At 64.1% G+C, this 15,890-nt stretch carries 9 protein-coding genes and 2 tRNA genes; 6 read left to right on the top strand and 5 right to left on the bottom strand.

The genetic code is table 11. From position 1 onward, the window contains the following. Nucleotides 1-207: 207 nt before the first annotated feature. The 3 genes from HPY44_13045 to HPY44_13055 all read right to left on the bottom strand — a co-directional run bounded on the left by HPY44_13045 (nt 208) and on the right by HPY44_13055 (nt 5,146). Nucleotides 208-3,072, bottom strand: coding sequence for a hypothetical protein (locus HPY44_13045; GenBank protein ID NSW56932.1), 2,865 nt, complete (start codon nt 3,070-3,072; stop codon nt 208-210). A gap of 145 nt (nt 3,073-3,217) precedes the next feature. Further along, nucleotides 3,218-4,537, bottom strand: coding sequence for a hypothetical protein (locus HPY44_13050; GenBank protein ID NSW56933.1), 1,320 nt, complete (start codon nt 4,535-4,537; stop codon nt 3,218-3,220). Nucleotides 4,538-4,870: 333 nt separating this feature from the next. Next, nucleotides 4,871-5,146 carry a hypothetical protein gene (locus HPY44_13055; protein NSW56934.1) on the bottom strand — a complete coding sequence of 92 codons (276 nt, stop codon included), beginning with the start codon at nt 5,144-5,146 and terminating at the stop codon, nt 4,871-4,873. Nucleotides 5,147-5,402: 256 nt separating this feature from the next. On the opposite strand from HPY44_13055, the gene HPY44_13060 reads away from it, so the two are divergent. The 4 genes from HPY44_13060 (at nt 5,403) to HPY44_13075 (ending at nt 11,192) form a co-directional block, all read left to right on the top strand. Next, a complete protein-coding gene (locus tag HPY44_13060; GenBank protein ID NSW56935.1) occupies nt 5,403-6,104 on the top strand; it encodes a vitamin B12 dependent methionine synthase in 702 nt (233 codons plus the stop codon). Between the two features lie 58 nt (nt 6,105-6,162). Continuing rightward, entirely contained in the window at nt 6,163-7,284 is a 1,122-nt protein-coding gene (locus tag HPY44_13065) for a glycoside hydrolase family 99-like domain-containing protein (protein NSW56936.1), read from the top strand. A gap of 126 nt (nt 7,285-7,410) precedes the next feature. Beyond that, on the top strand, nt 7,411-9,096 hold the full coding sequence (locus HPY44_13070; protein NSW56937.1) for a discoidin domain-containing protein: 1,686 nt from the start codon (nt 7,411-7,413) through the stop codon (nt 9,094-9,096). After that, nucleotides 9,093-11,192: a hypothetical protein gene (locus tag HPY44_13075; GenBank protein NSW56938.1), complete on the top strand. Its 2,100-nt coding sequence runs from the start codon at nt 9,093-9,095 to the stop codon at nt 11,190-11,192. The genes HPY44_13070 and HPY44_13075 overlap by 4 nt, the downstream gene beginning before the upstream one ends. A gap of 479 nt (nt 11,193-11,671) precedes the next feature. Here HPY44_13075 and HPY44_13080 read toward each other — a convergent pair. Beyond that, nucleotides 11,672-11,761, bottom strand: a tRNA-Leu gene (locus tag HPY44_13080). A 136-nt stretch (nt 11,762-11,897) separates the two neighbouring features. Here HPY44_13080 and HPY44_13085 point away from each other — a divergent pair. Next, nucleotides 11,898-11,975: transfer RNA gene (locus tag HPY44_13085), tRNA-Asp, on the top strand. Nucleotides 11,976-12,328: 353 nt separating this feature from the next. Further along, entirely contained in the window at nt 12,329-13,531 is a 1,203-nt protein-coding gene (locus HPY44_13090; protein ID NSW56939.1) for a hypothetical protein, read from the top strand. Nucleotides 13,532-13,657: 126 nt separating this feature from the next. Here HPY44_13090 and katG read toward each other — a convergent pair whose 3' ends face one another. Continuing rightward, nucleotides 13,658-15,850 (bottom strand): catalase/peroxidase HPI, encoded by a 2,193-nt coding sequence (gene katG / locus HPY44_13095; GenBank protein NSW56940.1) that lies wholly within the window; start codon nt 15,848-15,850, stop codon nt 13,658-13,660. Between the last annotated feature and the right edge of the window lie 40 nt (nt 15,851-15,890).

The following is a 15,890-nucleotide window of genomic DNA, read 5'->3' on the forward strand; positions in this document are numbered from 1 at the left end:
ATTGCCGGACGGCAATTGGCGGCGACGGCATCAGCAAACTCGTGGGCCAAACATGCTTGAGAGCCGCCACGGCCACCCGACGCAACCAACAGGCTGTCCGTGCCGGTACGGGCGGCCTCAGATCCGAGCCGCAAGGAACGTGCACATTGGCTACCTTGAGGGGAACGGCGTTCCACCCTGGGACCTGCAGGACGCACGGTCGTGTACCTATCCGAATTGCAGCCAGCCGAAGTCCGTCGCCGGGTTCAGGTCGCCCCAGACGAGCCGGCCTTTGACCGGCTCGCGCAAGGCCCAGGAGCACGCCGCCACACCGGGAGCACTGTCGATCGGCAACTGCCGGATGACGTTGACGCGCAACGGCTTTGGTCTGCGGGCAGCCTTTGCCCCCAGCACCTCCCACGGCAATGTGACCGTGGCGGTCCAGCCGTCGGAGCAGGCCTGCGTTTCCACTTCCCAGCCCTCGTGCTCGCGCGGGATGTACCCGTCATCCTGCTGGCAGCGCGCCGCACCGTCGGCGCTGATTGAAAAGATCCGTCGGGGTTGAGTGCGCGCCGGCTCGATGTAGATCTGCACAGAGTTGCCCGCTCCCTTGCAGGCAATGCGAAAGCGTATGCCTTCCGCGGTCAACAGGGCTTGCCAGGTGGTGGTTCGCCCGGCCTTTTCCTCCTCGTCGACCGTCAGATGATCGTTGGGGTCATAGCCGCACTTGCGCCAGCGTTCGGCGTTGTAGACGTGGCGCAACCAGTGGGTGCACGCGGCCAGCGGAGCCGCGTTCCAGTCGACTTCGGTCGGAGCCGTGTCCACTTTCCCCGCGCGGTAAGCCGGTCCTGTCGGGGCCATCCCTGTGTAATCAGGCCAGAGCTGACCGGGCGCCTTGGCCTGTGCTTCGACCCGCGGGAACTCCTCCGCCAGCAGTTCACGCAACTGCTCAATCCGCCACCGCAGCAACGCCGGATGGTACTTGTAGCCTTCCGCTTCGGAATGGAAGCCGAGGCGCGAATCCGCTTCGGCCAGTGGCAAGAGCTCCTGGCTCACCTTGATCTCCGACTGCACCAGCACCTTCATCTCTGCCAGCAGCTTCGCCTTCGCATCCGGGGACTTCGCATCAGCCAGCCGTTCACGAAGCTGGTAGAAGCGCAGAAGCTGATAGCCGCTGCGGAACTGGAGGCCAAGGGCCGTGGCCAGGCCGATGTCCCGCAGGCGCTCGGGTTGGTCGGCGAACTTCCGCTTGAGTGGCGCCAGGAGCGCCAGCCCGCGATCCCAGTACTCTGTCATGCGGCGGCAGAGGGTCACAATTTCGTTCAGTGTGAAACCGTTGGTGACGCAGTCCGCCACGTAATCCCCGCTGGGCGCATACCCGATCTGCCACGTGGGTGCCAGGGGCAGCCGCCGGGGTTCCAGGTACATGGGCCAGGCCGGGCCGTCGTGCATCGGCCCGAAATACCCGAAGATGTGGGAGGTCGGGTAGTTCGAGTACCCCCGCGCGAACCAGCGCCAGGCTTCGGCAACCGTCTCTGCGTGATCGCCCCAGTCGCGCTTCGCCAGAGCCAGGAGGAACTGGCCTTCGGAGCGCGGGAAGGGTTCGAAAGACAGTTCGCCGGCCGCGCGGGTCATGAGAGATGGATACGTGCCGAAGTACCACGAGTGCATGGCGCTGCTCACGCCGAGTTCGCGCATGGCCCGATACTTCCGGTGCAGCAGACCAGGCACGGGGACTACCTGGGTGGTCGCGACCTCATGCGAACAGCCCACCTGCAGCTTGGCCGAAGTGCGCGTGCCATTGTCCCGGGCCGCCTCGGCAGCGCGCCGGAATACCTCGCTCGGGCCCACGTAAGAGAGCCAGTAGTCCCAGGTTGGCCGCGACTTCCCCAGTTGCTGGTTCGCGCCGCCGGTCTCGAAGTTGTGCTGCAGGATAACCCCCGGCGGGATGTGCCCGGCGGCTTCCACGGTCTTCTCCGCACCCCAGCCGATGAACTGTCCGTAAGGCCAGGCCACCAGCTCGGCCTCGGGTCTTGCCTGGTCCATCCCGCGGCGCATGGCGGACAGAGTGTCAGCCAGTACCTCCCAGGGCCGCCGCTTGCTGCAGCGCGGGCAGGTGTTGGGAGTGGGCCACGAGCCGCCATCGGGTATGCCGGCGGAGTAACAGTGGGTTTGCCTCTCCCCCACCGGAATCACGATCATCCCGCCCAGATCCGGCACCTCCTCAAACAGCGTCCGGACCGCCTCCTCCACATACGCGCGCCCCGTTTCCGTGCTGGTGCAGAAGGCGCGGTTGTGGCCCAGGAGTTCCGCGTGCGCCTCCGCCGCGGCCTGGACTTCCGGCGCATTGCGGGTGAACCCGGCGGGCTCGATGCAGAAGGGGTAGATACGGATGCCGTAGCGCGCACACTTGGCCACGGTTCTGCGAAGCTTGTCCAGACGAGGACCGGCGTTCCGGCCATACTCCGGGATGATCCGCGATGGGATCAGTTCGTACCAGTTGACCGTGAGCCACAGGACATTGACGCCCTCGTGCGCCAGCCGGTTGAGGTACTCATCGGGGTAATAGTCCACGGTGTCGGTGAGCTCATCGCGCAGCTTCGGCGGACGGTTGATCGGTCCGTAGAAGCAGCGCGAAATGCGGGTCCGTACCCACGGCTTGCGGGTAATTCTGCCCAGCGGCAGGAAAGGCCCGCCTCGGCGCAGCATTTCGTCTTCGATGAAGATCAGGCCGCGACGGATGCCCTCGGTATCGCCCGCGGACAGTTGGCACAGATCCCGGGTAACCGTAACCGTGTACTGCTCCCGAACTTCGGTGGGTGCGTAAAGCAGTACGAGGCGTTTCGCGTTGCCGGATGACGGCGCGAGACCGACGGACTCCTGGAAAACGCCGAAATCCGCGTATGCTGTCGCCAGCAGGCATTGCGGGTCAGGGAAGCTCACATCCAGGACGAAACCGCCGGGGAAGTGGGCTTCGTCCACGGCTGCCTTGCGCCGGGTCCACTTCACGGGCGCATGGACCGACGCCGTGCGCAGTTCATCAACGAACTGCCAGGTGCTTTCGTCAGGCTGGGGCGGAAGAGTCGATGCCATCGGACGGACCTCGCCTGCAGGACATTGTGAACTGCATCGCAACTTCGCTCCGGTTGCCGGGCGGCCCTTCGAGCCATCACTGCTCGACACCGTGCCGTCCGAACCCGGAGCTTTTCAATCACCGATTCGCGCTGCAAGACCCACGCTACCGAATCCTGATGAGCGCGCCCTGCCCGGCGACGAGCCAGACGGCGTTGCCTTCCTCCATCCCCAGTTCCGACCTGTCCTCGGCGGAAATGACCGTGCCCTGCTGGTAGCCCTCCTGCAGTTCCAGCGTGACCTTCGCGGATTTCTGGAGACTCAGGTTCACCACCATGGCCCAACGCGCTCCGTCCTGTGACGCGAACTCTCCCAGCATCATGGGCACGTCCGTCTTGAGGTCCCGGATCACCTCGCCGGGCAGCACCGGAGCGGACTCGACAGGTGCGGGGTTCGTGAAGTACACACCCGTCGATCGCAGCCGGTTCATGATCGGCCCCAGGGTTTTCACCTGCCGATTCACCATCTGCAGATACTGCCAGGTCATGGTGCGGTTGCCCTGCTTGTCGATGGGCGCGTAGCCGTAACCACGGGAGTTGTATGTGTACCAGGTAACCCCTCGCCCCCCGGCGGCAAGGGTGGTGTAGGCCTGCATGGCGAGGTTAGCGGGCGAGGGGATAGTGGTGTGGGCGCGGATCTGGTTGGAAGACACGATGTTCCAAAAGGGCAGCCCGTACTTCTGCGCAACCGCGCGGACTTCCAGCAGATCGATGAAATAACGCGAAGCGCGCCCGGGGTTCTCCAGGTCCATCGAGTACTGGACCATGTAATCGTCGTAGCTGATGATCTGGGGCTTGACCTCGGTGACGAAGCGCTCCAGGTATTCATTGAAACTCTGGGTCTCGAGTTGCGACATGTCCGGCGCGCCGATGGTGGCGTACCCCGGAAACAGGTTGATGTACGCAAGCTTTCCCGGCGCGTATTTCCTCACCGCCGCCACGCCCGCAGCGAGTTTCGGGAAGAGCCCGGCGCCCGGCTCATCCAGCAGGTAGTAGCCGAGAATTGCCTCACTGTCGCCCGCATCCTCGACCACCTGCTTGAAGAACGCGTCGATCTCCTCATTGGACAGCTTCTTCCACTCGTCCCGCTTCAGCGGGCCACGGTCCGCCGTGCCGAAGACGAGGGCCTTCAGACCCAGCGCCTCGCAGGCGGGCAGATCGGCGGGCTTCACGAATCCGGCCATGGTGAAATTGCACTCAGCGATGCCCTCGAGCGCGTCGGCAGGTCCGGTCTCGTCGTTCCAGCCGCGCAGCGGGTCCCAGGGCAGGATTGGGAAAAAGTCGTCGGGTGTCTGAAGGGGCTCAAGCTCGGTCATGACGGCAACAGTCCTTTCCGCAGTATCATCAGCGACCTGTGCGAAGGCCGCCGAAACCAGAGCACTCATCGACAGGAGCGATATCCACCACTTGGCTGGTACGCGTTTCATCGCATCCGTCTCCTTCCGGAAGCAGCGCGTCTTCGCGCCAGGCTCATCCCATTATCTGCTGCCAGTGACTTTCTCCCGGAACGAGCGAACCCCTTCCCTTTGCACTGCCGGCACCAGGGGCAACCCGTCGCCACGGGCAATCCGCGCGGCGCGTTTCTGTGCCACTCCCACCCAGGTGCGGTACAGAAGGCGCCCCTTGCAGCCGGGGTCGACTTCCTGGCCATAGCCGGACCGGGTCTCGTTTTGGTAGTCGAGTTGTGGGTCGCCAGTTGCCGCAGGAGCACTCCAGATGTGCGGCATACCGGCTGGCGCCGGTAAGCAGCGACTTGTCCTTCATCCCACCCTTGAGATACGCGTAGAAGTCATTTCCAGGGCAGCTCTCGCCAACCACCGGGCGCTGTTTGGGGCAACGGACGAAGGCCCGGGGCACGCAATGTGACACAGGATCGCGGATCCGCTCGTCACCCCAGCCCGGCCAATGATCCACTTCCTTGCCGATGCGGTTGCGCTGTTTCCGCGCCACTCGTGGCGCTCCAGGTTCTGCCTCATGCACTCGATGCGTTCGGGGGTGTAGTAGTTCGGGGCCGTCTTGCCATACACGGTGGACATCAGGGACAGACCTCCGCGACACAGCAGAAGTAGACGGGGCATCCGCAAGGCGATGGTTCCTCTCAAATGCGCCCGTCACCCGGGCGCGCCAGGACGGGGTAGCCGAACATTATTCCGCATCTCACTCAGGTCGGCCTTTTGCCGGACCAGAGCACGGCAGGTCTGTGCAGTGACATCGGGGAACATTTCGGGCGTCGCGCCGAGCGGAAGATGCGAGACGGATCGCGTTCTTTCGGCCACGTCCGGAGGTCAGACGATGATTGAGGCCCTCACCAGCATTCCCTTTGAGCTCGATCTCGCGTCCCTGCTCAAACGCGTTCATGCCGAGCCCGACACCGAAGACGCGCGGACCATCGAGCAGCTTGCCGACACGGCGCGGCAAGTCTCAAGGCCCAAGGTGCTGATCCGGGAGGCGTTTCTCGAGGAGCGAGGAGAGAACACCGTCCGCATCGATGGGATCACCTTCACCAGCCCCATGCTCCGGGCGAACCTGGACAAGGTGGAGCGGGTCTTCCCCTTCATCGCCACCTGCGGGCATGAGATGGACGAGGTGCGCTTGCCGAAAGACGAGTTCATGGCTGAGTTCTGGTGGGACACCATCAAGGCGGTGGCTCTCGGATGTGCGACTGCTTACATGAACGACTATCTGCGCACCCGGTTTCTGCTCACGAAGAGCTCCAGCATGCTGCCGGGCTCGGCGGATGTGGACGTCTGGCCCATCGAGCAGCAGGAGCAACTCTTCGCGCTCTTCGGCGACGTGAAGAGCCTGATCGGGGTTGAGCTAACGCCATCTTTCCTCATGTTGCCGAACAAGAGCATTTCGGGCATCCATTTCGCCACCGAGACCGACTTCCGCACCTGCCAGGTCTGCCGGCGCGAGAATTGCCCGTCCCGGCACGCCGAGTTCGACGAGGAGCTCTGGCGTTCGGTGCACCAGCAGGCCCCACCAGGCGAGTAGCCTGGGCCCTTTCCCAGAATCACCTCAATACTAACCACGGGATCGCAGGAGCCAAACAATGAGCAAGTATGATGTCGCCGCTTTCATCTGGCCTTCCTATCATCCGGAGCCTCGCGCCAGAGTCTTCTGGCCCATGGGCATCGGCGAGTGGGAGACCGTGATGAAGAACGCCCCGAAGTTCGAAGGGCACGCCCAGCCGCGCTATCCGCTCTGGGGGTATGTGAACGAAGCCGACCCGTACGTCATGGAGATGCAGATCGAAGCCGCCACCGACCACGGCATCAACGTCTTCATCTACGATTGGTACTGGTATGACGGTATGCCCTACCTCGAAGGGTGTCTGAACGACGGGTTCCTGGGGGCCAAGAACAATCACAAGATGAAGTTCTACCTGATGTGGGCAAACCACGACGTCAATCTCGCCTGGGACAGGCGCAATGCCGACGACGCCTTCTCAGGGCGCAACCGTTCGGTCATCTGGCGCGGGGGGCTGGACCGGGCGGAGTTCGAAATTGTCTGTCACCGGGTCATTGAACGGTACTTCAGCCACCCGTCCTACTACCGCATCGACGGCAAGCCCGTCTTCATGCTCTACGAACTGGCTACCTTCATCAACGGGCTGGGCAGTGTGGAGGCGGCACATGAGGCGCTCCAGTGGTTCCGGGCCGAAGTCGTGCGGGCCGGACACCCGGGCCTGGAACTACAGCTTACCCTCCGCCGGGATTCCGCCCAGAGCCTTTCGGGCATACCCGGCGACAATGTGGGCACGCAACGGGAGCTCGTGGAGCGACTGGCTTTCGACTCCATGACCCACTACCAGTTCTGCCACTTTGTGGACGTGAACCGGGACTACAACGCCATCATGCAGGACGTCATCGCCGAATGGAACGCCCTGGACGCGGCCTACTCTGCGCCATACTATCCCCATGTCTCGGTGGGTTGGGACAGCAGCCCGCGCGCTCTGAGCTTCCGGGGAGCCATCACCACCAATAATACGCCGGCGAACTTCGAGCAGGCCTTGATCAAGGCGCGAGACTACGTGGACGCTCACCCGGACCAGGCCCCGCTGATTACCATAAACAGCTGGAATGAATGGACGGAGACGAGCTACCTGCAGCCCTGCACCATGTTCGGCTACGGTTACCTGGAGGCGGTCAAGCGCGTGTTCGGATCGGCTTGAGTGGGTTCTCCAGAAGGCCGCGGCATCCCCTCATGTACCGCCTGGTGGTCTGTTCGCCGGCCCGGGCGAAATGCGCTGTTAGGCGCAAAGACCATTTCCGACTGACGTTACCGGGGAGGTGCTCGAGTGAACCCACCTACGGCTTTGCACGTGATTGCCCTGGTCTGCATCAGCGGCGTCACCGCGTCCGGCGCACCCGGACTCTTGGTCTGCCACTTCGATACCCCCGACTTGCGCGCCGCCGTCAACGATTTCGGCGCAATTGAGCCGACGGTCTCCGGCTTCGCGTACTGGCCGGAGCCGGGATGCCCCGCTGACCCGACCCCGGGCGCCCTTGAAGCGGGCATTGCTGCACCCGGGGGCAGCTTCACGTTGCCCATCGGCCGGGAGACATCGTTGAGCCAGGGCACGCTGGAGATGTGGGTGAAACTGGACTGGGACTTCGGGGAGCGGGCAATCCGCAACTTCGTGACCATTCCCCTGGCCGGCGGGCACTGGAACTCGATCGGTGCCTGCCACCACGGCCTCATCGGTCCGAAATCCGAGGTCTTCGAGTCCAACATCATGGACGGACTGGACCACCCCCTCGCTGTGGAGGCCGGGCCCGACGGCCTAAATTGGCGCAAGGGCGAATGGCACCACCTGGCAATCTGCTGGACGGAACACAGCCAGCGTCTCTTCGGCGATGGCAAGCTCCTGAGCGCCGCGGACTACCGCGATCCGCTGCAGATCACACCCCCGACGGGGAAGCTGTACATCGGATGCGGAAGCACTGGCATGGGCGAGGCGCTCAGGGGTCTCGTGGACGAGCTGCGATTGTGCACTCTTCCGCTGTACGCCGGAATGGAGAGCATCCCCGTACCTGACCGCAGGCTCCCTGACAACCTTCCGCCGGGCCTCGCCCTCACAGCGGACGGTGCCACGGCATACGCGGACAGCACTGCGGCTGACGTTTGCACTGAGACCGACGTGCCGGCCCTCCACAACGGGGCTTACGGGGACGAGACCCGAATTGGCCTCTTCCCTGAAACTGGTGACGTGACCATCACCCTCGCCGAGTCCTGCGAGGTGGCCGGCCTGGTCTGGAGCCGGGACGGCAGAGCTTTCGCAGGTCCGGACGGACAGGGCTGGGCCAGGGCGGACAGCCTGCCCCGCGACTTCGTAGTGGAGGCGTCCCGCGATGGCGAGACGTGGACCGAGCTGGCCCGGCGCGAGCGCTTCAAGATCGATCCCCGTGAGTTGGCGAAGATGACTGCTGCGCGCTTCACAGTGAGCTTCGAGCCGGTGTCAGCGCAACAGGTCCGGATGCGGATCATCGGCGACACCACTGCGAAGATCGGGCAGTGGCCGCTGCTGGACGAAGTGCAGGTGCTCGCGGCGGATGGAACGCCGGCAAGGATCGCGCAGGTCACCACGGAGCGGACCCGCTTTCAGCGCTCCTTCCCCCCGGGTAAGGCCATCGACGGGCGCGTGGGTGAGCAGAGCCTCTGGAAATCCGCAACCCCCGGGCAGGGCGAGTTGACGGTCGTGCTGGCGGAGCCAAAGATGATTGGGAGCGTCTCCTGGAGCCGCAGCCGCGAGGGCCTTGGGCGCGAGGGCACCCCTGCAGATGTAATCATCGAGGTGTCCAGCGACGGGCTGGGCTGGGAACAGGCCGCGAGCAGGTACGGTATCAGTGAGCCCACCACCTGTTCGGTCAGCTTCGCGCCTCGGCAGGTGAAGTCGGTCCGCCTGCGCATCCTGCGGACCACGGACGGTGCGCCGCCGGCAATCGATGAAGTGACTTTCCCCGCAGGGGGTGATGCGCAGTGAGGTTCGCAGCGGCATTGGCAGCGGCGGCTCTTGCGACCCTCAGTCTCGCCCAGGGAGACCTGTGGCTACGCGGCCCGGACACGGCGTTCCGTATCTCCGGGCACCACGGGAACCTGGTCGCCGGACTGCGGAACGAGACGCCGATCATCGGCGCCTCCAATGACGTTTACTGGTGGGTGACCGACGACGGGAAGACCTTGCTGGATGAGTCCAACGATCTGGTCATTCACTGCGAGGCGTCCGCCGAAAGAGTCCAACTCGTATGCCGGGTGCCTCATACCGGCCTGACAATCCGCAAGGAGTACTGGCTCGTCGCCGGCGGCAGAGCACTGGCCAAACGCGTCACAGTCCCGGTTCTCCAACAGCGCGGGATGTTCCGGGTCCGTTCCTCAGTGACCCTCGTTGAAAGCTTCCGGCAGGGCTCCTGGTACTACTGCCAGCGCCAGTCCTGGAGTGCAACGCCCGACCGCAACCTCTTCGGGGTGCGCAGGGCCGCCGATATCACCGAACCTATCGTGTCCGGCGCGGGTTGGGATCCGCGACTTGTGGTGGCTTTCAACGCCACGCAGGCGGTCGGTCACTACCGGCTGGCGGTTCGGGGCCAGTACGTCCCGCCATCGTCGGTGATGGGTGCCTGGGCCACGGCATTCGAGGAGGCCCTGCGTTACACCCCGACCGGCTGGGATTTCGAGCTGCTCCACACCCTGGACGGTGAGCCGTCGCCCGTGGATGCCACAGCCGTCTACCATTTCTGCGACGGCGACCTGCGTGACCTGTGGCGCGAGTACCGCGAACTACCGGAGTTCCGGCAGACCATGGACTACCTGGGACCGGAATGGGTGAACCGCGTGGCGTTGGGGAGTTTCTGGCATCCCGATCCTCTTCAGCTCGAGCGTCAGGCGCAGGACGCTCATCGGCTGGCGGAACGCCTGGGCGAGGGCACGCTGCCCCTGGGGGTGTTCGCCTGGTCCCTCGATGGGGACTACGAGACCGACGCGCCTTTCCTGAACGAAATCGGCACCCTGATCATGACCCCCGAATACTTCGGCCGGAGTATCGACACGATCCAGGCTGACCCGCGGGTGAAAGTGGGAACCTACTTCCAGGGGGGCCTGATTGACAGCGATTCCGGGGCATTCCGAGAGCACCCCGAGTGGGCCATGCAGACCCGGGAGGGGAAGCCTTTCTTCAGCGGTTTCCGCGACAACCCCTTGGGCGAGATGTACTTCTTCAACGTCCTGTCGCCCTTTGCCGACCATTTCCTGCGGCGCGTTCAGGCCGTCTGCAAGCGCTATCATCCGGGGTGGATCTACCTGGACGGGGGCGCCATGTTCGAGAGCACCGATTGGCGGCTGCGGCGACCAATCCTGCCCGACGACTGGATGCGGTTCCATCGCCGACTGCGCGAGACCATCCGGTCGACCGACCCCGACTGCGCCCTGTTGATGAATGCCCAGAATATGCCCTTCGCCGACCTGTACTGGCTGGAGTGCGGCTACTTCAGCCCGAGCGCGGCGTGGCGGGACACCGTGGAGTTCTGCTACGACAGCGAGATCCACCACGAACCTGCGCGGGCCATGCTGCCCCTGTACTGGCAGGACGAGGCGCGGTACCTGGCGATGTGCGTGGCATTCGGTTTCACACCCACCAGCAATGGCGTGCCGCCCAATGGCGATTTCAGCGAAGCCCAGTGGCGCGCCATCGATGCCGCGAATTGGATGCGACCCGGGCGGCTGGTGCTCAAGGCCGGGGCAGTAAGCCCCGACTTCCTTCGTGAAGAGACAGACGTGGTCGCCTTCGCGGAGCAACTCCCCGGATGGGCGGTGGTCCCGGTGCTCAGCATGGGCGAGGCGCAACAGGTCACCATTGCTCTTTCACTCGCCGATGTTGGCCTTCCGCCCGAAAGTCCTCAGCGAGTTCAACTCGCACGGCCTCTGGAAACAGCCGAGATGCAGGACCTGGGGCGCGTTGGGCCAAGAGACGGAATCCTGTCCGTCCCCATCAGGATCACCCCCGGCTGGAAGGGCTTGACGCTCCTGGTCGTGGGCGATGCCGATCTGCCGCTTGGCCGCCTGCCGGTGACGAAAATGGACTGAGGCCGGCGACATTGGCCTTCCTGCATTGCGCGTGGTCAGCCCTCGCCGCGGCCACGTTGCTCCTGTCGGCAGTCACAGACTGCGCGGCATCGGTCGACTACCCAGCAGCCCAGGCGGGGCGACGGGCTGCGGTTCCGTGAACGCACCCACCTGTGCAGGCCGCCCAAGCAGCGCAGATGACGGATCCGTCGACGATGACTGAAACCACGGCTCATCCTGGGTTTTCGTGAGCGCTCCCACGGTAGTGGCCTTGGCCGAACCCGTGGTCGTCGACGCGGTGGAAGTGGAACTGCACAGCCCCGACAGCCGCGACTGTGGGTGCCGGTCCGTGGTGGTCGCCGAGTGCGGGGGATTCCGAGGCACCCCTGCTTGTCAGCAGGTATTCCCGTCAGTGCGCAGGCACACCGACGAGGCACCACGAAAACCCCAAACGGCTCCAGATGCCCTGCTTGGGGCCTGGAGCCGTCTTATTCACTGTCTGGTGCCGAGGGCGGGAGTCGAACCCGCACGGGGGGATAAGCCCCGCCGGATTTTGAGTCCGGTGCGTCTGCCAATTCCGCCACCTCGGCACGCGGGTGAAGTATAGAGGTGCCCCGCACGGCTGTCAAGCGACCCCACTCGAACATGTTCACATTGTGCTTGACAGATCGCAAGGGCAATGGTAGATTAGACGTGCGCGCGATGCTGCGGGCGTTTTTTGTTTCTGGGGCTGTAGCTCAGTCGGTTTAGAGTGCCGGCCTGTCAAGCCGGAGGTCGCGGGTTCAAGTCCCGTCAGCCCCGCCAAACAGTACACCAGGGCCCCTCTGCAAGGCTAACAAGCCAGCAGAGGGGTTTTCTGCATACTGGGAGCAGTTTTTCACTCGAGACGCCTCAATCCGTTCTCCACACGGTTACGTCACCTATCCTCTGCATACTGGCCCGTGGTATCTCGCCCCCGTACTTCGCTGGTCTGCTCGCTGCAAGCCGTCTCCCGGGCTCGCGGAGGGTGAGGCCACGGGCGGCGGAGCCGTCTCGCGAAGCGAGGTCGGAGACCTGTGATGCCCTCTCGCGGAAAGCGTCGCTGCCGGACGGAAGGTCCCTTGTCGTCGCGGGCGAACATTGGGTCAGGGTCGCCCAATTGATGCGAGGTGATCATCATGCTGCAGGATGCCCATTCCCATGGGGCTATTGCCCTGGCCTGCGCGATAGCGCTGCTCGGGGGGCTGGCGTGTCGCAGCACTGCCGATGAAGCCCGGACGGGCGCCTACGCCCAGTGGGAGAACGGTCCTCCGGCGGACCCGAGCTACTTCCCAATCGCGGTGTGGCTGCAGGGTCCGCAGAACGCGGCGCGCTACAAGGCCGCCGGAATCAACCTCTATGTCGCCCTGTGGAAGGGGCCGACCGAGAAGCAGCTTGCGGACCTGGAAGCCGCGGGGATGCAGGTGATCTGCGAACAAAACGAGGTGGGCATGGCGCACCTGGATTCCCCGACTATCGTTGGGTGGATGCACGGAGACGAACCGGACAACGCGCAGCCCGTGATCGACCCGGCCACAGGCAAGCGCACCTGGGGGCCCTGCGTGCCGCCGGAGCGGATCGTGGAGGACTACCGACGCATCGCGGCTGCCGATCCCACTCGCCCGGTGCTGCTGAACCTCGGGCAAGGCGTGGCTAATGACCAGTGGCATGGGCGCGGCAGTGGGGCCAAACTCAGCGACTATGAGACCTACGTCAAGGGCGGCGACATCATCTCCTTCGACATCTACCCCGTCGCCAGCGGGGGAGAGAACGGGGCCGACAGGTTGTGGCTTGTGCCGAAGGGTGTGGACAGGCTGGTCACCTGGACCGGGGGCCAGAAGATTATCTGGAACTGCATCGAGTGTACGAACATCAGCGGCCAGGGAAAGGCGAGTCCGGACCAGGTGAAGGCGGAGGTCTGGATGGCGCTGATCCACGGGTCAACCGGGCTGATCTACTTCGTCCACCAGTTCCAACCGACATTCTGCGAATGGGCGCTGCTGGAGGATCCCGAAATGCTCGCTGCAGTCACGGCCATCAACCAGCAGATCCGCGAGCTCGCTCCGGTGCTCAACAGTCCCACGGTCACGGATGTCGTCTCAGTGGAATCCGCGACCCCCGATGTGCCCGTGGATGCGATGGTCAAACAGCACGAAGGCGCCACGTATGTCTTCGCGGTGGGAATGCGAAACGCGGCCACGACGGCTCGCTTCCGGGTTGGAGATACCGGCAAGGTGGCCCAGGTAATCGGCGAGAGCCGCACCATAGAGGTTGTGGATGGTGCGTTCGAGGATTCCTTCGCGCCCTACGCCGTGCATCTGTACCGGTTGACGGCTGACTGAACAATATCTGCGGAGCACCTGCCCTGCAAATGCACGGTGCCGGGGCGCTATGCACGATCGCCCCGGCACCTTTCGTCTGTCAGTCTGGAGCCTGTAGCGCACCATCGCCTGCTGCGGCATCATACGTCAGGCGAGATCGAAGCGGTCGAGATTCATGACCTTGTTCCAGGCCGCCACAAAGTCGTGGAGGAACTTCTCCTGGGAGTCCGCGCACGCGTAGACTTCCGCGATAGCGCGCAATTGGGAGTTGGAACCAAAGATCAGATCAACCCGAGTGCCAGTCCACCTGGGTTCGCCGGTGGCGCGGTCGCGCCCCTCGAACAGCTCTGCGTCCTCCGAAGTCGGCTTCCATTCAGTACTCATGTCAAGCAGGTTCACGAAGAAGTCGTTGGTGAGAGTCTCCGGGCGGTCGGTGAAGACACCGTGCTTGGCCCCGCCGTAATTGGCACCCAGCACGCGCAGACCGCCGATGAGCACGGTCATTTCGGGAGCGGTCAGCGTCAAGAGCTGTGCCCTGTCAACCAGCAGATGCTCCGAGGCCACGGAGTATTTCGCCTTGAGGTAGTTGCGGAAACCGTCGGCGACAGGCTCGAGCACCGCGAAAGATGCAACGTCAGTCTGCTCCTGCGACGCATCCATGCGGCCCGGTGAGAAGGGAACGGTCACCTCGTACCCGGCGTTTCTCGCAGCCTGTTCGACACCCGCGCATCCACCAAGGACGATGAGGTCCGCGAGTGAAACCTTCTTGCCGTCTGACCGACCGCTGTTGAACTCATTCTGGATCCCTTCGAGGGTCTCGAGCACCGTCTGCAGTTGGACCGGCTGGTTGACTTCCCAGTCCTTCTGGGGCGCGAGACGAATGCGCGCGCCGTTTGCGCCACCGCGCTTGTCCGAACCGCGGAAGGTGGATGCCGAAGCCCAGGCGGTGGAGACCAGCTGGGAAACTGAGAGCCCGGAAGCGAGGATCTTCGCCTTGAGCGCCGCGATGTCCGTATCGTCGATCAACTCATGGTCGACTTTCGGGATGGGGTCCTGCCAGATGAGCTCTTCCTCGGGCACTTCCGGTCCGAGATAGCGCGAGCGAGGGCCCATGTCGCGGTGGGTCAGCTTGAACCAGGCCCTGGCGAATGCATCCGCGAACTCCTCGGGATTGTCGCGGAACCGCTTGGCGATCTTGTTGTACACCGGGTCCATCCGCAGTGCCAGGTCCGCCGTGGTCATGATGGTGGTGACTTTCTTCGACGGATCGTGCGCGGCCGGCGCAAGATGCTCCTCATCCGGATTGACCGGGACCCACTGCCACGCGCCGGCGGGGCTCTTCACCAGGTTCCAGTCGTAGTTGAACAGCATGTCAAAGTAGCCCATATCCCACTGGGTCGGTCGGGGCGTCCAGGAGCCCTCGAGGCCGCTGCTGATAGTGTCGGCGCCTTTCCCGGTTCCGAAGCTGTTTTTCCAGCCGAGGCCTTGCTGCTCGATGGGTGCGCCTTCGGGCTCGGGGCCAAGGTGGGTCGGGGAAGCTGCGCCGTGGCATTTCCCGAAAGTGTGGCCGCCGGCGATCAGGGCAACGGTCTCCTCATCATTCATCGCCATGCGCGCGAAAGTTTCCCGCACGTCTCGGGCCGAAGCGAGGGCATCCGGCACACCATTGGGCCCCTCCGGGTTCACGTAGATTAGCCCCATCTGCACGGCCGCCAGGGGGTTCTCCAGTTCGCGGTCACCTGAGTACCGCTTGTCGCCGAGCCACTCGCTCTCGGTGCCCCAGTAGATGTCCTGTTCCGGCTCCCAGATGTCCTCACGGCCGCCACCAAAGCCGAAAGTCTTCAAGCCCATGGACTCGAGGGCGCAGTTGCCGGCGAGGATCATGAGATCGGCCCATGATATCTTGCGCCCGTACTTCTGCTTGATCGGCCACAGCAGCCTGCGCGCTTTGTCGAGGTTCACGTTGTCCGGCCAACTGTTGAGCGGCGCCAGTCGCTGACTGCCTGATCCCGCCCCCCCGCGTCCGTCGCCTATGCGGTAGGTGCCGGCACTGTGCCAGGCCATGCGAATGAAGAGCCCACCATAGTGGCCGTAGTCCGCCGGCCACCAGTCCTGGGAGTCGGTCATCAGCGCATACAGGTCCTGCTTTACCGCGGCGAGGTCGAGTGTCTTGAACTCCTCAGCATAGTTGAACTCCTCGCCCATGGGGTTGGACAGGGGCGAGTGCTGGTGCAGAATGCCAAGGTTGAGCTGGTTTGGCCACCAATCCCGGTTTGACGTGCCTCCTCCAGCCACTGGTCTCGCTGATCGCCCGGTCACCGGGCACTTGCTCTCCTCCATCGCACATCCTCTCCCTTCCAATTTGGGTTTTGCAGCGAAC

The sequence above is a fragment of the Armatimonadota bacterium genome (assembly GCA_013314775.1).
GTDB lineage: Bacteria > Armatimonadota > Zipacnadia > Zipacnadales > JABUFB01 > JABUFB01.

Excerpts from the sequence above, each read along its gene's own strand:
- HPY44_13045 (NSW56932.1), bottom strand. The coding sequence starts at position 3,072 with ATGGCATCGACTCTTCCGCCCCAGCCTGACGAAAGCACCTGGCAGTTC.
- HPY44_13050 (NSW56933.1), bottom strand. The coding sequence starts at position 4,537 with ATGAAACGCGTACCAGCCAAGTGGTGGATATCGCTCCTGTCGATGAGT.
- HPY44_13055 (NSW56934.1), bottom strand. The coding sequence starts at position 5,146 with ATGTCCACCGTGTATGGCAAGACGGCCCCGAACTACTACACCCCCGAA.
- HPY44_13060 (NSW56935.1), top strand. The coding sequence starts at position 5,403 with ATGATTGAGGCCCTCACCAGCATTCCCTTTGAGCTCGATCTCGCGTCC.
- HPY44_13065 (NSW56936.1), top strand. The coding sequence starts at position 6,163 with ATGAGCAAGTATGATGTCGCCGCTTTCATCTGGCCTTCCTATCATCCG.
- HPY44_13090 (NSW56939.1), top strand. The coding sequence starts at position 12,329 with ATGCTGCAGGATGCCCATTCCCATGGGGCTATTGCCCTGGCCTGCGCG.
- katG (NSW56940.1), bottom strand. The coding sequence starts at position 15,850 with ATGGAGGAGAGCAAGTGCCCGGTGACCGGGCGATCAGCGAGACCAGTG.